This is a genomic window from Sorangium sp. So ce836 (genome assembly GCF_028553905.1).
GTDB classification, from domain to species: Bacteria; Myxococcota_A; Polyangia; order Polyangiales; family Polyangiaceae; genus Sorangium; species Sorangium cellulosum_D.
The window spans coordinates 11,486,679-11,504,712 of record NZ_CP102233.1; the positions used below are offsets into that span (position 1 = coordinate 11,486,679).

10 protein-coding genes are annotated in these 18,034 nt (G+C 71.1%); 3 read left to right on the forward strand and 7 right to left on the reverse strand.

Annotated elements, in window-relative coordinates; all coding sequences use genetic code 11:
- Positions 1 to 843: a hypothetical protein gene (locus NQZ70_RS41930; protein ID WP_237244538.1), complete on the reverse strand. Its 843-nt coding sequence runs from the start codon at positions 841 to 843 to the stop codon at positions 1 to 3.
- 269 nt (positions 844 to 1,112) lie between these two features.
- Positions 1,113 to 5,123, reverse strand: a complete 4,011-nt coding sequence (locus NQZ70_RS41935) for a serine/threonine-protein kinase PknK (RefSeq protein WP_237244539.1) — start codon at positions 5,121 to 5,123, stop codon at positions 1,113 to 1,115.
- Positions 5,124 to 6,280: 1,157 nt separating this feature from the next.
- Here NQZ70_RS41935 and NQZ70_RS41940 point away from each other — a divergent pair.
- Positions 6,281 to 6,688, forward strand: coding sequence for a hypothetical protein (locus NQZ70_RS41940; protein WP_129579231.1), 408 nt, complete (start codon positions 6,281 to 6,283; stop codon positions 6,686 to 6,688).
- Positions 6,689 to 6,939: 251 nt separating this feature from the next.
- Here NQZ70_RS41940 and NQZ70_RS41945 read toward each other — a convergent pair whose 3' ends face one another.
- Positions 6,940 to 7,773, reverse strand: a complete 834-nt coding sequence (locus tag NQZ70_RS41945; RefSeq protein ID WP_237244540.1) for a LamG domain-containing protein — start codon at positions 7,771 to 7,773, stop codon at positions 6,940 to 6,942.
- A gap of 415 nt (positions 7,774 to 8,188) precedes the next feature.
- Between NQZ70_RS41945 and NQZ70_RS41950 the strand changes: the two genes are divergently transcribed.
- Entirely contained in the window at positions 8,189 to 9,373 is a 1,185-nt protein-coding gene (locus NQZ70_RS41950) for a hypothetical protein (protein WP_129579232.1), read from the forward strand.
- An 84-nt stretch (positions 9,374 to 9,457) separates the two neighbouring features.
- Here the strand turns inward: NQZ70_RS41950 and NQZ70_RS41955 are convergent, their stop codons facing one another.
- Genes NQZ70_RS41955 through NQZ70_RS41965 form a run of 3 tightly spaced genes read right to left on the reverse strand, consistent with a single transcriptional unit; the run spans position 9,458 to position 13,887 of the window.
- Positions 9,458 to 10,369, reverse strand: a complete 912-nt coding sequence (locus NQZ70_RS41955; RefSeq protein ID WP_237244541.1) for a cyanophycinase — start codon at positions 10,367 to 10,369, stop codon at positions 9,458 to 9,460.
- The gene (gene cphA / locus NQZ70_RS41960) at positions 10,369 to 13,053 is read right to left on the reverse strand and encodes a cyanophycin synthetase (RefSeq protein WP_129579233.1); all 2,685 of its coding nucleotides are present in this window, start codon (positions 13,051 to 13,053) and stop codon (positions 10,369 to 10,371) included. The genes NQZ70_RS41955 and cphA overlap by 1 nt, the downstream gene beginning before the upstream one ends.
- Positions 13,054 to 13,077: 24 nt before the next feature.
- A complete protein-coding gene (locus tag NQZ70_RS41965) occupies positions 13,078 to 13,887 on the reverse strand; it encodes a cyanophycinase (protein ID WP_129579234.1) in 810 nt (269 codons plus the stop codon).
- 807 nt (positions 13,888 to 14,694) lie between these two features.
- On the opposite strand from NQZ70_RS41965, the gene NQZ70_RS41970 reads away from it, so the two are divergent.
- Positions 14,695 to 16,218, forward strand: a complete 1,524-nt coding sequence (locus NQZ70_RS41970) for a serine/threonine-protein kinase (protein WP_129579235.1) — start codon at positions 14,695 to 14,697, stop codon at positions 16,216 to 16,218.
- Between the two features lie 219 nt (positions 16,219 to 16,437).
- Here the strand turns inward: NQZ70_RS41970 and NQZ70_RS41975 are convergent, their stop codons facing one another.
- Positions 16,438 to 18,027: an IS1182 family transposase gene (locus NQZ70_RS41975; protein WP_129572542.1), complete on the reverse strand. Its 1,590-nt coding sequence runs from the start codon at positions 18,025 to 18,027 to the stop codon at positions 16,438 to 16,440.
- Between the last annotated feature and the right edge of the window lie 7 nt (positions 18,028 to 18,034).

An 18,034-nucleotide genomic window follows, 5' to 3' on the forward strand; every position in this document is an offset into this window, starting at 1 on the left:
TCACCTCAGCCCGGTGGTGATCACATACCGCGTCTTGCCCGACTCCGGATCATCGCAGTGCTTGTAATACTGTCCGGGCCGGTGGAGCTTCCCGCAGGTGTCCTGGCAGCTCCCGACGATCTCGATCATCCCGCAGCCCTCGAGATCCCCGTCCGCGCCCGGGTGGCCGGCGGCGCAGTCGCGCCGCGCCGCGCGCGCGACACCGACGTTCGCGTCGTTGTAACAGGCGCTCAGGTAGGGCGTCTTCGCGAAGAGGTTCCCCCAGAAGGCGCCCTCGACATGCGGGTACTCGGCGAGCTCGCCCGACTCGACCTCGTGGCGCAGCGGGTTCTGCGGGGAGCGCATCGAGATGAGGACCGATACGCCGTAACGGTTCGTGTGGGCCGCGAGGCACGCGGAGACCATCTGCTTGCCGTCCTCGTCGAGCGGGCGCCTGTCCCACCTGTCGGCGAGGCCGAGGTGCCCGGGGTAGACCTCGTTGTGGATCGCGCCCGCGGCGTCGGTCCACGAGAAGCGGAACGACTGGGACTCGTTGAAGGCGCAGCTGACCGTGTACTTCACCAGCGTCCGAAAGAGATCGCCGCCCACGCCGGGAGCCCTGAGGGCGGAGGCCGCCTCCGGCCTCAACGCGTTGTAGCTGAGCGCGTTGTAGCTCAGCGCATTGTAGCTGAGCGCGTTGTAGCTCAGCGCATTGTAGCTCAGCGCATTGCCGCTCTCGATCGCGTCAGCGCTCGAGCCGAGCTGCTCTGTTTCACCATCCTCTTCAAACGCCAGCTCGGGCGCGACGCAGCCATTCGCCACGAGAAGGACGCCAGCGCATCCAAGTACCGCTTTGATGTTCACGTGATGAGACCTCGGTAGCGGGCCAAGGGGAGCGCTCACGCTCCCCGATCGCAGCACGCCCTCCGGCCGTCGCTCAACCCAACGACGACCGGGAACTCTCCACGTCTATGGACATCGTACGGCGATTCACGTCGTCTGTCAGCCCTTAAATCGACGTCCCGTGCAGATTCACCCGTAGGAAAGCGGCGCTTGTTTGAGCGCAGTTGAGCGCAGTTGAGCGTAGTTCCGCGCAGTTCCGCGTAGTTCCGCGTAGTTCCGTTCAGCTGCGCTCAGTTCCGACCCGCCCCGACCCACTGCGCCGCGAGCTCCAGGGTGCGGGCGTTGTCCGGGACGTGGGAGAGAAAGCGCCTGCGCCACTCGGGGTCGCGGACGCTCTCGGCCCGGCCGAGCAGCCTGTCGCGCGCCGAGGAGATGGCCTCCGCGGCCCGGGCCGCGTCGCCGACCGCGGAGAACGCCTCGGCGTGGACCAGCCGGATCATCGACTCGCCCTCCTCGAGCCCGCCGAGCGACTCGAGCGCCGCCAGGGCCTCGCCGGCGGCCGCGAGCGCCTCGGCCGCGCGCCCCAGCCCGATCAGCGCCCGGGCGCGGATCGCCGTGGCCGCGACGCGCAGCGGCGACGCGCTCTCCAGCGCCTCGGCGTGGCGCGCCTCGCGCTCCGCGCCCGCGAAATCGCCGGCGAGCAGGGCGATCTTCGCCAGGTAGGAGCGCGACACCACCTCGGCGCGCGGGTCGCCGAGCCGCTGGCTCGACGCGAGGGCCGCCTCCTCGACGGCCCGCGCCTCGGCGAGCCTGCCGCGGTAGGCGAGGACCTGCCCGAGGCTGGCCTGCGCCGCCGCCGCCACCTCGTGGAGGCCCATCCGCTCCGCGGCCTCCATCACGGAGCGGAGCGCCGCCTCGGCGCCGCCGAAGTCGCCGAGCTCGCCGTAGCAGTAGCCCAGGTTCGCGCGGGTCATGCACGCGTTGCGCCGGTCGCCGACCTGCTCGAACGCCGCGAGCGCGGCCTCCAGGCCGGTGGCGCAGGCGCCGGGATCGCCCCCGCTCATGGCGCGGAAGGCGCGCGCCTGATGGAGCCCCGCGACCACCTCGGCGCCCGTCCCGGCGCCGGTCGACGCGCCGTCGGAGAGCGCCCGCTCCACCTCCGCGATGAGCGCGTCGACCACCGCGGGCCGCCCGGCGAAGGCCAGCGTCGAGGCGCCCGCGCAGAGGCACGTGCTCCTCGCGCTCTCCGCGCCCGGGAGCGCGGGCGCGCCGATCGCCGCGCCCATCCAGCGCTCCACGCGGTCGAAGCCGCCCAGCTTGCTCGCCGGCGCGACCACCTGCGCGACGGCTGTGAACCACGGCGCCGACCCGGGGGTGAGGTGCTCCACCGCCGCCGTGCCCCGCTCCTCGGCGAGCGCGAGGTCGCCCCGCCACACGTGCGCCTCGGCCTGGATCAGCCGGAGCGCCCCCACCACCGCGGGCTCCGGCGCGCACGCGAGCCCGCGCTCGGCCCGCGCGATCGCCGCGCCGAGATCGTTGCCCTCCAGGGCGTGCTGCGCCGCGCGCAGGTACGCCGCCGCGGCGCGCGCGGGCACGGCGCCGCGCTCGAAGTGCTCGGCGAGCGCCATGGCGTCGGGCTCGCCCGCGCCCTCCAGCCAGTCGCCCGCCAGCGCGTGGCCGAGCCGCCGGTCGGCCTCGGTCAGCATGCCGTACGCCGCCTCGCGCACGAGCGCGTGGCGGAAGCGGTACTCGACCTCGCCCCGCAGCCGCCCGGGGCCGCGCCGGTGGATCACCTCGCGCTTCTCCAGCTCGGAGAGCCAGCGCGTGACCCCGGCGCCGCCGAGCAGCGCGCTCACCCCGCTCGGCCAGAACGCCTGGCCGAAGACGCTCGCCGCCCGCAGCACGCGCCGCGCGTCCGCGTCGAGCGCCTCGATGCGCGCCTGCACCATCGCCAGCACCGTCTCGGGCAGGTCCGCGCCGTGGCCGGCCGCCACCGCCCGGACCTGCTCTTCGAGGTAGAACGGGTTGCCGTCGGCCCGGTCCACCAGCGTGGCCACGAGCTCCGCGCGCACCTCGTCGCCGAGCGCCGCGCGCACGAGCCGCTCGCTCGCCCGCCGCGTGAGCGGCGGCAGCATCAGCTGGTTGCCGAACCTCCCCTTCGCGAGCGCGGGGAAGATCTCGTGCACCTCGGGGCGCCCCAGCCCGAGCACGAGGAACGGCAGGTCCTTCAGGCTCCGGAGCGCCGCCTCCACCATCGTCAGCGTGGGCAGGTCGCCCCACTGGAGGTCCTCGAGGATGAGCATCACCGGCTGCTTCGCGCACTCGGCCCGGATGAACTCCTCCCACGACAGCCGCAGCTGATCGCCCATCAGCAGCCGGTTGCGCCGCGCGGCGCCGACCTGGATGTCGTCGTCCGGGAACGGCGCGCCCACGAGCTCGCCGAGGAAGGCGCTGACCCGCCCCACGTCGAGCTCAGGGTGGCGCTCGACCCGCGCCCGCACCTTGCGCCGCCGCTCCTCGAGCGGCTCGCCGTCGACGATGCCCATCACGCCCCGCAGCGCGCGCGAGAGCAGCCCGAACGCCGAGCCCGAGCTCATCGGGTCGCCCTGCCCGAACCACACCTCCACCTGCGCTGCGCTTCCGCCGTGGGCTCCGCTGGGACCGTGGGCGCCGTCGCGGCCGTGGGCTCCGCTGGGGCCGTGGGCGCCGTTCGCGCCGTCGGCCCCGCGCTCGCCGCTCGCGCCGCGCGCCGACACCTTGGCGAGGAACTCCTGCCGCAGGCGCGATTTGCCCATCCCCGCCGCCGCGACCACCAGCATCGCGCCCGCGGTCGACTCCTCGATGCTCCGGTCGAGCTCCGCGGTCAGCACCGCGAGCTCCCGCTCCCGCCCGACGCACGCCACCGGCTTGCCCAGCAGCGCCGGCGCGGTCGCCACCTTGTGGTCGTCGCGCGCCCCGTGCAGGAAGCGCGCGCCCCCCTCGCAGCTCGTCTCGAACCGCCCGCCGAGCAGCCCGGCCGTCACGTCGTCGATGCGCACCGCGGCCGCGGGCGCCGGCTCGCCCCGCGCGGGCAGCAGCTGCACCGCCCGGTCGATGAGCTCCCCCATCGGGATGCGCGACGTGAGCTCCGCCCGCCCCGTGACGAGCGAGACCGGCGCGCCGCCGAGCAGCGCGCGCAGCGCGAGCGCGCAGCGGGCCGCCTGCGCCGCGAGATCGGTGGCCGCCTCGGCGCTCGTCAGCACCACGAGCGGCGAGCGCGCGTCGATGAGCTCGATCTGGCCCTGGTAGCGCGACGCGAGCGCGCGCACCTCCTCGGCGCGCTCCAGGGCCCGCGCCTGCTCCTCCTCGTGCGAGCGCGTCTCCTCGTCGGGCTCCGAGCGCTCGTGCGCGAGCACGAGGCACGTGACGCGCCGCTCGCTGCTCGTGAGCTCCAGCACGCGCACCGGCGCGGCGGGCTCGCCCCCGGCCGCCGCGCCGGCGCTGCGGAGATCGATCGCGCCGAGCGCCTCGGCCACGGCCGCGCCGTCGCGCGGCCGATGGTCCGGCTGCTTCGCGAGCATGCTGGCGACCAGCGCGTCGAGCGGCTCCGGCAGCTCGGGGCGGAGCTCGCGGAGGTGCGGCGGCTCGTCGAGGAGCACCTTGACCAGCACGGCGAGCGCGCCGACGCCCTGGAACGCGGCGCGCCCGGTGAGGCACTTGAAGAGCACGCAGCCGAGCGCGAACACGTCGGCGCGGGCGTCGACGCTCCGCTCGCCGCGCGCCTGCTCGGGCGCCATGTACTCCGGGGTCCCGAGGACGGTGCCCGGCATCGTGATCTGCTGGTCGAAGCGGAAGCGCGCGATCCCGAAATCGAGCACCATCACCCGGTCGAGCCGCCCGTCGGCGAGGAGCAGGTTGCTCGGCTTGAGATCGCGGTGCACGACGCCCTGCCGGTGGAGGGCGCCGAGCGTCCCGGCGACCCGCGCGACCACATCGACGCTCTCGGCGGCGGTGAGCCCCCGCTGCACCATGCGCTCGGCGAGCGTCTCGCCGGAGAGCCACTCCATCACCAGATACGGCTTGCCGCCGGCCGTGAGGCCGTGAGCGATGTACCGGACCACACCGGGGACGCGCAGCGCCGAGAGCGCCTCCACCTCGCAGGAGAAGCGGCGCTGCTCGCCCTTGCCGGCGCGGCGAAGCACCTTGAGAGCCACCGTGTCGCCGCTCGCCAGGTCGCGCGCCCGGTAGACGTGGCCCATCCCACCCGAGCCGGCGAGGCCCTCGATCTCGAACCGCTCGTCGACGATCTCTCCCACGCGCATCAGCGGCCGTGGATCCAGCGATATCACGCGCGAGGCTCGCTTCGCTGTAGGGCATTCCTGCTTTCGCGATGGCGGGTGGGCGAGCGACCGACATGCGGAGTCAGCGCGTCTGCCCGGCGCGGAGCGTCATCACGACCCCGGTGCGCCTCGTTACGTAAGACAGCTCATGGTTCCTCCCGCGATCACAGCCAGGGTGAAGCGGTCATTGGCCAGAGAGGTCGCTTACCCAGGTGGGAAGGCGAGACGATGATTCGGGTTTTCTCCCTACCTTCCCGCCGTCGCGTCCCGTGGACGGCGCCATCGCGCTGCGAACGCGACGGAGTCGGGTGACCTCGCGCCATGTCGCGAGACGCCCTCGTCGCGAGGAGCGCGCGCCCGGGAGGCGGCATTCCGTTCGTGTGGCACGGTTTTCCAATAAAAGCGCCGGTGAGCGGTCGCCGGGGCTGCTGCTGGATCGCCGGCGGCGCCGCGCGGGGGCCATCCACCTCCTGGTGCTCCGCTCGGCGGCAGGGACGCGCGCGCCGGCGGCGGCCGCAGGTTCCAGCTGCAGCGAATTTTTCATGCACGGTCCACGCGTCACCTCAACGTCGCGTCACCTCCGTCACCTCAACCTGGTTGCGTCACCTCAACCTGGTTGCGTGCCTGCTCGTTGGCGTCACCTCAACCTGTTGCGTGCCTGCTCGTTGGCGGGCCGGCCTCCGTCGGCGCCCTGGACCGCGCTCCGCGTCGCGGACGGCCCCCTGGCCGCCCCTGGCGGACGAGCTCACCGGAGCGCTCGGACGCGCCCTCCGGGCGGTACCGCCGCTCGGCGACCTCTCGAGCAGGCGCCTCGAGTGCATCGAGGGCGGCGGCCGGGCGCACCCGCGGGCGCCGCCGCGACGGTTGCATGTTTAGCAAAATATTTCACAATCGCGCCGCGCTGACGGCCTGGGTGAGATGGCGCGGCGAACGTCATGGATGAAGTTTTCCCCCAGAGGCGTTATCTGCACCGGTGGTGCTTGCGAACTCGATCGGCGATTGAAGTTTTTGCCCCCTGACCTCGTCTGCGCCCCGTTGGTGTTCGCAGGCTCGCTCGGCGGCTAGGGTGTGTATTGACATCCAGCCATGGAGCTGCGATGAATGGGCGGAGCTTGCCCTTACCTGACAGGAGACGTCGGATGTCGATGAGCATGAAGCTGATGAGTGCCGTGTTGATGACCGTCGGCATTGGCTTTGCGGGCGCTGCGTGGGCCGCGGGTGGGGCTGCGGATGTCCCCGCTTCTGTTGCCGAGGGGAAGGATTTCGGTTGCGGTGCAAAGGGACAGAAGGCCTGTCCGATGCAGGGCTGGATGAAGACGGTCATGCAGTCCGCGACCACGAGCGGCGACGGCGCAAAGATCGCGTCGGCGCTGGAATACGTCGCGTCGAAGCCGCCGCCCGGGATGCCCAAGTGGGTCGCCATCTCGAAGGACGGCGCGGAGAAGGCCAAGAAGGGCGACATCGACGGCGCCAAGGCGAGCTGCAAGTCCTGCCACGATCTGTACAAGGCGGAGTATAAGGCGAAGCTCCGCGACGCCGCCTTCTGAGGCGTCTCTCTCCTCCTTCCCTCGCCCCTCCCTCCTCTACCCCTCGCGCCCAGCGCGCTCTCCTGGCCGCCCTGGCCGCAACCGCTCGCCAGGGCGCGCCGCAACCGCTGTCGGCCGAAACGCCGCTCGTCCGGCCCTGGCCACTCATCGGCCGGGGCTCGGCACCTCGGTCCGCGGGCGCGGGCCGCTGCTCCCCCCATCGACGCTGCTCCCCGCGCCGCTGCTCCCCCCGGGCGCGCGGCCCGCGCCGCTCAGCAGGCGTTGCCGCCGGCGGCCGCGCAGATCTCCTCGGGCGCGAGCGTGCGGCCAAAGATGCGGAGGCTGTCGAGCAGGCCGTCGAACTCGTCTCCGCCCGAGGGCTCTTCCGAGCCGATGAAGATGGGCTGTTCGCCCGAGGCGAGCACCGCGCCGGAGGAGCTCCGGTCGATCTCGACGCCGTTCACGTAGAGGCGCTGCGTCTGGCCGTCGGAGAGACACGCGATGTGCGTCCACGTCCCGGGAACGATGGGATAAGGCACGTTCCGCTCGACCCCCATGGTGCAGCGGATCTCCCCGCTCGGCATCAGGAAGATCGAGGGCTTCCCGCCGCTGTCGATCACGGCGTATCGCCCGCTCTTCGGCAGGGAGGCCGGGTTGATCCAGACATCGATGGTCATCGCCGGGGCGGTCCACGCGGCGTCGTGGCGGAATCGGAGGCGGCTCCCCCGCGTCACCCGGAGCGCCTGGCCGCCCTTGCCGGGCTCGTAACTCAAGTTCTTCGCCTGCTCCGGCTTGAAGCGATGCAGCGAGCCGTCGCCGGGGTCCCCCTCGAACGCGAAGCACGCGATCAGCGACGGATCCGCCGCGTCGCACAGCGCGGCCGGCTCCTCCGCGGGCTCGTCGACGGGTTCTTCCGCGGGCTCCTCTTCAGGGACCTCGACGGGGTCTTCGGCGGGCGCGTCCACCGGCGCCTCGGCGGGGGCTTCACCGATGTCTCCGGCGGGCTCCTCGGCGGGTTGCTCCGGTCGAGGCTCGGCTCGCGCTGGCTGGCGTGTGCCCCTCGCGTCGAGGGCGCAGCCCGGCAGCGACAGCAGCAGAGCGACCATGCCGACCAAGCAATGTGGAGACCGGCGAGAGGGATAAATCATATTGCGTCTCCTGCGGCCGGCAGCCTATCCCAAAAGACCGCGCCATGTCACCGAGAGTCGTACGAGACTTCGATCGACGCAGCGCGCTCACCGGGCCCGCCCGGCGCGCCGGCCGAGCCTCTCCCCCTTTCAGGTTGCCTGAGGCGCGCCTCGCGCCGAAATCGCGTCCCTTCGAGAGCCCATCGCTGTGCGTCGGGGCGCTGGACAGCCTCTCTGTAATACCGGTCTCTGGGACATCGAGAGCATAACTTTTCATGGACATGAAGGGAGAGCTCATGTGCCTCGACGGGGCGTCGTCCTCGGTGATGGGCGCCCCGTACATCGCGGAGCGGCCTGTTCAATTCCAGCGGACGATGAGGTATGCTGTCACCGGATGCCGGGGCACTCTTCAGGTCGCGCCGCAGGCTCAGCGCTTCGCGCGGGCTCGCTCGCCGCGGCGGTCGTCTATCGCTGCGGCGAGGCGCTCGCCCAGCCGGCGGCCGCCCCGATCCCGGAGGAGCCGGCGCCCGTCGAGCAGGGTCCCGGGCGGGCGCCGGGGCTCCGGGGCGGGGCGCCGCTGCTCCACCTCGGCGCGCGCGACAACGCGCTTCGCACGAGCCGGTTCGGCTGGACCACCAGCGCCACCACCGACGTCTTCGGCCTGGGCGGCGAGCTGTACGGGGTCGACGGCGAGCGCGCCGACATGTCCTTCTCGCTCGCTCCTCGGTACTCGTTCGTGAGCACGAAGGAGCACTGGGCCTGGGTGGGCACGGACGTCACGCTCGCGCTGGAGCTCACGGACAGCGATGTCCCCGGCGAGGGCGCCGTCACCCTGGCCGACCTGCCCCTTCAGGCCGCGTACAACTACACCTTCTTTCAGGACGGCAGGGGCCTCGTCCTGCTCGGCGGGCCCCGGCTCGCCGTCCTGTTTCCGACGTCGGCGGCGAGCCAGCACATCGGCGTCTACGCGCGCACGCGGCTCGGGCTCGGCGCTCTCGGGAACGTCCCCCTGCTCGAGGGAGCGTGGCTGAACGGGGTCTTCTTCTCGGCCGGCGGCAGCTGGCAACACCTGTTCTCGCAGGCCACCACGCCCGCGCACGGCGGCGCCCACCGCCCGCGGCAAGACCCGTCGGGCGAGGTGCTCCTCGACGAGCGGCTCTCGGGTCGCTTCCTGGAGCGCGATCGGCTCTCCGCGGGGCTGAGCTTCTGGGTCAACGTCTGGGGCGACCTGTCGGTCGGCACGACATGGGGGCTCGGGGCCGGGTTCCGCGATTCGCCGTCCGACGGCGAGTGCGTCCAGACCGTGACCGGGTGCGTGCCCGTGGAGCCGCGCGGCTCGTCGACAGCGACGTTGGCGTACACCACGTTCGGGGTGTCGCTGAGCTACCCGGCCGCGGACATCGCCTGGTTCGAGCTCGGTTACGACAACACCGCGTCCACCGTGGCGGAGGACGGACGGCGCCCTTCCTTCTTCTACAGCCCCGGAGCGCAGCTGTACCTGACCATGACCCTGTTCCTCGACAGCCTCTACGCGGTGGCGACGGCGCCGCCGGCCGAGCAGCCGGCCGCTGCGCGCTGAGGGCACAGCGGGGGTGAGGCGATCGAGCGGCTCAGCCCGCGGGCACCACCGTAGAAATGGCGATGAAGCGCGACCGGCCTGGCATCATCGAGGCTGTCCGCACGCCGGCCGCCCGCTCTCGAGATCGAACGAGTCGCCCGCGCTCAGCACGTGGAGCCGCACGTCGAAGAGGCTGAGCACGCGGTCGCCCTCCTCCTCGCCGATGTTCGTATGGCTGAGATTGCGCGCGTCGACGACGTAGACTGCGCCCGTTCCCAGCGCGCGCAGGCGGCGATCCGGCTCGATCACGGCGGCGGTGTCCTCGTCGATGCCGATCCCGAGCAAGCGGGGGTTGTGGGCCACGGCGCCGAGCAGGCGGCCGAGCCTGCCGCGCTGGGCGAAGTGCTGATCGACGAGGAGATCGCGCACCAGCCCGAGGCCGGGCGCCATGCGCACGGCGCCGCGCACCTTCGCGGACTCCTCGCCCGCGCCGCCCACGAGCATCGTCTCGCTCATGACCGAGGCGCCGGCCGAGGTGCCCGCGATGGTGCCGCCGCGCCGGTACACCGCGCAGATCGCGTCGGCGAGGCGGCTGCCCCCGAGCTTGCTCGTGATCTTGAGCTGATCGCCTCCGGTGAAGAACACGCACCCTGCCCCCTCGAGCATCCCCAGCCAGCGCGCCTCGCCGGCGTCGCCGCGCTGGGCGATGTCGAGGTGGCTCACCTCGGCCGCGCCGAGCGCCCGGAAGACCCGCTCGTACTCGACCCAGAGCTCGCCGGCGACGTCGCTCGCGACCGTGGCCACCACGATCGGTCGCCCGGCGGCGCGCGCCACCACGTCGCGCAGGATCTCTCGCGCGCCCTCCTTGTCTTCGTGTCCCCCGATGAGCACCAGCGCGCCGCCCGGCCGCGCGCGCGGCCCGCCCGCCGGAGGATCCCTGTCCGGCTCCTCAACGTTCCTTTTGCTTCCGACCATCTCCGGCGCGACGGCCTCCCCGCCCTCGATGAGCGCGAGCATCAGACGGCCAGGAGCGCGTCCTCGCGGCGGCGCGAGCGGAGCCGGGTCCCGGACCGGAGCTCGGGCACCGCGTTGACCGCGACTGCCCCCATCCGGGTGAGCACCTCTTCCATCGCGGGCGCCTCCTCGGTGAACAGCACGATGACCTCGCCCGGCTCCGCGGTGGCCAGCGCGTGCTCGATGGCCTCGTGCTCGTCCAGGATGACCGCGCTCGCCTGCTCGGGCCGCACCTCCGCCACGACCCGCTGCACGAGCGCCGGGAGCTCCCCGGGCGCGCGGCCCCGACGGTCGCCGTCGTCCTTGGCGAGGATGCGGTGGAAGCCGCCCTTGGCGATCTCGCAGGCGCACGCCTCGAGCAGCGCGTTCGAGCGGTCGCCGGGCAGGCTCACGATGGCCGTGAGCCGCCGCCCCTCCCACTGGGCCGCGAGCGCGCACGTCGCCTGGAAGGCGCCGGGGTTGTGGCCGTAGTCGACGAGCACGTAGTTGTCGTCGAGCTGGTAGAGGTTCATGCGGCCGCGGTTCTTGCCGCACGCGTCGAAGGTCCGGAGGGCGCTCTGGAGGGTGTCGACCGGCACCCCCTGGGCGCGGCACGCGGCGATCGCCGCCATGGCGTTCTGGACCTGGAAGAGCGCCGCGCCCGCGAAGGTCGCCGGGATCTCCGCCGCCCCGACGATGTGCCGCTCGCGGGTGCCCTTGAGCTCCACGATGGATCCGTTCTTCAGCGCGTAGCCCGTGCCGCCCTGGGCGACGTGGGCGCGCAGGACGGCGTTCGACGGATCGAGCGCGAAGAACACGATGGTTCGCGACAGGTTCGTCATGCGGCGGTGCTGCGGGATGGCGGCGAGGAGCGGGTCCTCCGCGTTGAGCACGAGGGTCCCGCCCTCGCGCACCCGCTCGGCGACGACCATCTTGATCCAGAGGAGATCATCGACGCTCTCGATGCCGTCCTGGCCCAGGTGATCCGGCGAGATGTTGGTCATGATCGCGACGTCGGACCAGTCGTAGCCGAGCCCCCGCCGGACGATGCCACCGCGGGCCGTCTCGAGCACCGCGACATCCACGGTGGGGTCGAACAGGATCGTGCGGGCGGACCCAGCCCCCGTGGTGTCGCCCGCCTCGATGCAGCGGCCGCCGACGTAGATGCCCTCGGTGGTGGTCATTCCCACGGTGGCGCCCGTCGCCCCGAGGATGTGCCCCACCATGCGCGTGGTCGTGGTCTTGCCGTTGGTGCCCGTGATCGAGAGGATGGGAATGCGCGAGGGCGCGCCCGGCGGATAGAGCATCTCGACGATGGCGCCGCCCACGTCCCTCGGCTTCCCCTCGCTCGGGTGCTCGTGCATGCGGATGCCCGGAGCGGCGTTCAGCTCGATGATCGCGCCGCGGCCGAGGGGCTTGGCGATGTCCTCGGCCACGAGGTCGATCCCGCAGATATCGAGATCGATGGCCCGCGCCGCGCGCTCGCAGAGGTGGGCCGTGTCGGCGTGGATCTCGTCGGTGACGTCGCGCGCGGTGCCGCCGGTCGACAGGTTGACGCTCTCGCGCAGGAGGAACCGCTCGCCGCGCGCCGGCACCTCGTCGAGGGAGCGCCCCTGCTTGGCGAGGCAGGCGCGCACCACGTCGTCGACAACGATCTTCGTGAGGACGCCGTTGTGCCCGTCGGCCCGGAGCGGGTTCTCGTTCTCCAGGGCGATGAGCTCGGCCACGGTGCGCTGCCCGTCGCCCACCACGTGGGCCGGCAGCCGCTCGCTCGCCGCGACCACCCGCCCATTCACGACGAGGACACGGTAGTTGCGCCCGCTCACCATCTCCTCGACGAGGACGCGGGGGCGGTGGGCGCGGGCGATCTCGAACGCCTCGCGCACCTGCGCCTCGGTCCAGAGGTTCAGCGACACGCCCTTGCCCTGGTTGCCGTCGAGCGGCTTGACCACGACGGGCGCGCGCAGCTCGCCGAGCGCCCGGGCCGCCTCGCCCGCCGTCCTCACCACGATCCCGCGCGGCGCCGGCACCCCGGCGCGCTCGAGGAGCTCCTTGGTGAGCTGCTTGTCGCCGGCGATCTCGACGGCGACGGTGCTCGTGGTGGAGCAGGTGGTGGCCTGCACGAAGCGCCGGTGCTTCCCGTAGCCGAACACGAGGAGGCTCTCGTCGTTGAGGCGCGACCAGGGGATACCGCGCTCCTCGGCCGCCTTGACCACGGCGCGCGTGCTCGGCCCGAGCGCCGTCTCCTCGGCCACCCGCGCGGCCTCTTCGACCTTCGCGTCCACGTCGAACGGCTCGCCCTCGAGCACGGCGGCGACGAGCTCGAAGGCCGCCTCGAGCAGGAGCCGCATGGCGGCCTCGTTCTCGAACTCGACGACGACGTCGTAGAGCCCGGGCGCCCCGGCGTAGACCGTCTTGCCGTAGGTCACGCCGATGCCCGCCGGCGCGCTCAGCTCCAGCGCGACGTGCTCGATGATGTGGCCCCAGTAGGTGCCTTCCCGGAGCCGCTCGACGAAGCCGCCCGGCTTGCCGCGCGAGCAGTGGTGCTCGCCGAGGCCCGGCAGGAGGGCGAGCAGCCGGTCGACGAAGCCGGGCACCTCGGCGCTGCTCGTATCGGCGAGGTCCTCGAGATCGAGGGTCATGCGGAGGACTGGCCAGCTGGCGAACACGTTCGGCCCGTGGAGCGTGCGGATGGCGATGATGCGCATGGGTCTAGCTCGGCTGTGTGGGTGTCAGTCAGCAGCGATGATCGGTCTTCTCTCGAGCAGATCGAAGCTCCGTCCGTGAGGGAGCGAGTGCAGGGTGACCCCGGAGAGCGTGATGCAGCCTCCCGGTCCGGTGTCCACGGCGTCGTTGAAGGAGGCGCAGCCGGCGTCGACGATGGTGACGGCGCCGCTCCCGATCACGGAGGCGCGGTGTCCCTCGACGGCGATTGCGGTGTCCTCGTCGATGCCGACGCCGAGGTAGTGGGGGAACAGCCCGATGACGGAGAGGAGCCGGCCGATGCGGCCGCGCTGGGCGAAGTGCTGATCGATGATGACGCCGGGCAGGAGCTCGAGGCCCGGGCCGGTGCGCACCGCGCCCGCCCGCGGGGAGCGGGTCTCGCCCTCGACGATCATCGTCGACGACATGACCGCGGCGCCGGCGCTCGTGCCCCCGACGACCATCCCCTCCGCGCAGCGCCGGTGGAGCATCGTGTCGACCCCGGTGCCACCGAGTCGGTTCATGATCCGGAGCTGATCGCCGCCCGTGAAGAAGGTGCCGGTCGCCCGCTCGATCTGCCGCATGGCCGCCTCGTCGCGCGCGTCGTCGCGGGCAGCGATGGTGAGCACGGTGACCTCCGACGCCCCGAGTTGCTGGAAGATGTGCTGGTAGAGCTCGCCGACCACCTCGGGCGTCTCGCTGGCCGAGGGGATGATCACGATGCAGGCGCCCTGACCGCCCGCGAGGCGCACGAACTCGCGCAAGATGGCGCGCTCCCCCTCCTTGTCCTCGGCGCCGCCGATGGCCAACAGGCGCGGAAAGCTCGTCGCGGGGACCATGTCCAGGAGCTCATCCGTCCTCGCAACCCCTGGGCCAGGCAGACGATGCCTCGTTTCGCGCGTGTTTCGATGAGGTGGCTCGATCTGCACCATGGCAAATTGCCACAGGGTGGTCGTTTGCCCCTCTCCGCTTCAGCTGAGGCTGGCGCTCTGGTCGGCGGCTGCGTGAAGCGTCTTGGCGGGCGGGGATTGGATGAGCCCGTCAGCCTCGGCTCGACGGCGGGGCTCGGTCCGGCCGGTCGGGCGCGCTCGCGGTGTGCGCGCGTCATCGACCGCTCGTCAGGGTCCAGCTGCTTCGCAAAAGCGCTTTCCAGGTGCGTGCTCGTCGCCAGCGTCCCGGATGAGGAGAGAGATAGAGAGAGATGAACCATAGAGGCACAGACGGCACAGATGAATGAAACCTGGAGAAGGGGAGACAGATGACTCTTTCATGGCGCCGCGACGGAGGTCGCGATGGAGGCACGCAGGGGTACCGCCGACGTGCCTCACCGCCGGCGAGCTTGGGTCAGGCGGAGCGGCCGACCACGTGGCACATGAGCTTGCGACGACCATCGACAGCTCCCGGACGGCACGGGATGTGCTGCGCCGCCCGGTGCCGCGCCATTCGGATGAGGTCGGCGCGATGAGGCCGCGGAGGCCGAGCGCATCTCCCTCGATCTAACCAAACGAAACCATTCACGAATGCCATGATCGCCGCTCCCGCCGGCGCGGTCCGCACAGCGCGCGCTGGTACCGCTTTTCCACGCAGGGCGGTGCGCGACAGGCGCTTCTTTCGTCGTAGCGGATCGGATAGAATGTCATGCCAGCATGACAACCGAACGTTCTTCGCCGCCGCAAGCGGCGGCGGGTGATGAAGGCCCTGGGGACGTCGCCGTCGCTGCGGACGGTGTACCTGTGGCGCAAGGCGAGGTGCTCGCCGGCAAGTACCGCATCGAGAGAGTCCTGGGCCGCGGCGGTATGGGCGTGGTTGTCGCGGCCGAGCAGCTCCAGCTCGGGCGACGTGTCGCGATCAAGTTCTTGCTCAGCCAAGCCCGGGCCGAGCAGCTGGCGCGCTTTCGCCGGGAGGCCCGGGCGGTCGCGCGGCTCAGCAGCCATCACGTCGCACGGGTGGTGGACGTGGACCAGCTCCCGACGGGGACCCCCTACATGGTCATGGAGTACCTCGATGGATCGGATCTATCCGACCTGCTCAAGAAGCGCGGGCAGCTCGGCATCGTCGAGGTGATCGACTACGTGCTTCAGGCCGCCGAGGCGATCGCGGAAGCCCACGCGAACGGCATCATCCATCGCGATCTCAAGCCAGCCAACCTGTTCATATCGACGAGCGCCGACGGAAGCCCGATCATCAAGGTGCTCGACTTCGGCATTTCCAAGGAGGTTCCCAGCGCGGTGGGGACAGGACCGGACATGGGGCTCACGAGCACGACCACGATCCTGGGGTCGCCGCTTTACATGTCGCCCGAGCAGTTTCGTTCGACACGAACGGTCGACCATCGGACCGATATCTGGTCGCTTGGGGCCATCATCTATCAGCTGCTCTCCGGGCGCGTCCCGTTCGCCGCCAGCACGCTCCCCCAGCTGGTGTTGATGCTCATCAGCACCGAGATGCCGCCCTTGCTCTCGGCCTTCCGGAGCGACGTGCCCGCGGCGCTCGAGGCCGCCATTCTTCAGTGTTTGGAGAGGGATCCAGCGCTGCGCTTCCAGAACGTCGCTGAGCTCGCGGCGGCGATTGCGCCCTACGGGTCTGCTTCCGCGCTCGCTTCCGCCGAGCGGATTGCGCGCACGCTCGGTGCGCCCGCAGCGCCGCCGGTCGCCACGCCGACACCGTCGGACGGTCCGCCCGGGGCCGCTCCCCTCTCGCCGTCGGCGAGGTTGACGTTCGCGCGGGAGATTGCTCATGACGTACCGCGATGGTTGAGGGCGCTCGTCGCGTTCTCCGCAGCGGCTGGGGTCGCGATCGTCGTCACTTTGATGAGGACCGTCCCAATGCAGAGCGAGGCGCCTGCTCCTCCGGCTGCGTCGGTTGCTGCGGCTGCTGCTCCGGCTCCGACCGGCGACGAGCAGATCCCCGCTCCGCAGTCCATTCCCTCTCTGCCGCCGATGCGGGAGCCGATTCGGGAGGCGCTTCCCGCAGACCCCGCGCCGTCCGCGTCGGCAACCTCCGCGGCGGCCACTGGCGCGGCGTTCAAGCGCCCCGCCGCCAAGAACCCAAGCGGACCTGGTACGTCTCAGCCTAAACCTGACGAACTCGCGCCGGGTGAATCGACCGCGCAAGAGCGAACGGACTCCGGAGCCGCGAAAGGTGGGCTCGTCCACATGATCGTGCATTGATGGGGACGATGTCACGCTGATGATCCTAGCGATGTCGCAACTGCAAGAACACGAGAACGAGGCCGGCGTTCAACATGGCACGGATTTCCGCAAAGAAGCCACCCCTCGCAATGCTTGCTCTCATGACGCTCTGCCTGCAACCGAGCGTGACGGCGGCGCAGCACCAGGCACCCCCGCCTAGAGCGCCGAACATGTTGAAAACCATCTAATTCCAATGGTTTACGCCGCCTCCTGCATCAGCCGCTGGGCCGCTTCGAGGTTTTGGATCGCCGCTGCGCGGCGGAGGTCGAACAGGTTTCTCCTGGCGCCGATGTAGCGCGCGCTGTGTCCTTTCCGCGCTGCGATGTGGGCGAGCGCATGCTCCACAGCTGTCCGCTGCCGGAGCACCTCGCGCCCCGGCCCGGTCTGCTGCAGCTTCCGGAACTTGCGCTGCAGGGCTTCGTCCTTGGCGATCGATACCGTCCGACCTCGTCCGGAAGCGGCCTGGGTGCACTTAGCTCGCAGAGGGCACGCGCCGCACTCCTCAGGATCAAACTCGACCGTGTCGCCCGGTTCGAATACCTCGACCTGTCCTGCCGGACACGTGATCGTCTTGGCGCGCAGGTCGATCTTGAAGTCGCGCTTGCTGAACAAACCGGGGCTGCGAGCCCGCTGGCCCCAAGGTTTCGAGAACACCTGGCCGCCCGCGCGGAGCACGTCGTCAACGACCGGGCTGTTCACGTAGGCGCGATCGATGTGAAGCTCGACCAGACGTAGCCCCTGATGCTGGACGTCCTCGGCGAGCGGCGCGGCGCCCTCTTCTTCAGGCCGATTCGCTGGTGTGACGGCGCAGGCGACGATGACGGGAAGGTCAAGGTCGCGTGCGATGTGTTCCTTGTAGCCGTCGAACCGCTTCGAGCGGCTTTTGCGGCCGTGGCGCATCTCGACATCCTCAATGGAGACACGGCGGTCGGGCGCAACGCCTTGCCGGATGCGAATCGTGCCATCCTCGGCTGTTTCCAGGTCCTGGTTTCGAACCTGTGTGAGCGCATCAAGATAGGTGCGAAGTGGCTGCTCGACGACGTCGTCCAGATGCCGGTCCACCCACTGCTGCAGCGACGAGACCTGCCGCTCCAGGATCTGGACCGCCGCCGCTTTCTGCTTCGGGTCGCTCCAGTCGAGGTCGAGCCCGGCCTTGATGCTGGGCGCCAGAAGCAGCGGGATGCCCGCCTTGCGGCAGATCTCCTCGGCAGGACGCCCGGTGATCTTCGACACGACGCCGACGATGCTGCGCGCAGCATGGCCGAGCAGGTTGATCGTGTCCTCAACCCGCCCGGCCCCCGCTAAAGGGCGGCTGTCGATGGCCACGCGCAGCGCTTTGGACACCGCACGCCTCTCGCCCTCCGTCATCGCGCCGGACCGAACGAGCGCCACGGTCCGCTCCAGCAGCACTCGGTCCATCTCGTGCGCTACCATCCGCTCCCGGAACGCCTGCAGCGCGCCCTGCGAGAACGGAGGCGTGGCCGCACCCAGACAGCCGAGCACCATCTGCCAGCGCAGGTCGACGACGGACAGCTCCACCGCCTCGGCATCGGATGCGCCGACGTAGCCCTGGAGCAGCGTGACCATGCACATCAGCGCCGGCGGATGCGGCGGCTCGCCTGCCCCCGTCATCCGGTACATGCCCTCCAGCTGCTCCTGGAACGTCTCATCAAACAGCTCGTGCCGGTGCAGCCTGAGAAAGCCGAACAGGGCTCTCACGCGTGTCAGCCGCTTCATCAGCGACTGCTCCTGCCGCGACAGCTCCACCGGCGGCGACCATCGTTCCATCCGTGAA

Bases quoted from the DNA above. Each gene is read 5' to 3' on its own strand.
- NQZ70_RS41935 (WP_237244539.1), bottom strand. From the start codon at position 5,123: ATGCGCGTGGGAGAGATCGTCGACGAGCGGTTCGAGATCGAGGGCCTC.
- NQZ70_RS41940 (WP_129579231.1), top strand. From the start codon at position 6,281: ATGTCGATGAGCATGAAGCTGATGAGTGCCGTGTTGATGACCGTCGGC.
- NQZ70_RS41945 (WP_237244540.1), bottom strand. From the start codon at position 7,773: ATGGTCGCTCTGCTGCTGTCGCTGCCGGGCTGCGCCCTCGACGCGAGG.
- NQZ70_RS41950 (WP_129579232.1), top strand. From the start codon at position 8,189: ATGCCGGGGCACTCTTCAGGTCGCGCCGCAGGCTCAGCGCTTCGCGCG.
- NQZ70_RS41955 (WP_237244541.1), bottom strand. From the start codon at position 10,369: ATGCTCGCGCTCATCGAGGGCGGGGAGGCCGTCGCGCCGGAGATGGTC.
- cphA (WP_129579233.1), bottom strand. From the start codon at position 13,053: ATGCGCATCATCGCCATCCGCACGCTCCACGGGCCGAACGTGTTCGCC.
- NQZ70_RS41965 (WP_129579234.1), bottom strand. From the start codon at position 13,887: ATGGTCCCCGCGACGAGCTTTCCGCGCCTGTTGGCCATCGGCGGCGCC.
- NQZ70_RS41970 (WP_129579235.1), top strand. From the start codon at position 14,695: ATGACAACCGAACGTTCTTCGCCGCCGCAAGCGGCGGCGGGTGATGAA.
- NQZ70_RS41975 (WP_129572542.1), bottom strand. From the start codon at position 18,027: ATGGAACGATGGTCGCCGCCGGTGGAGCTGTCGCGGCAGGAGCAGTCG.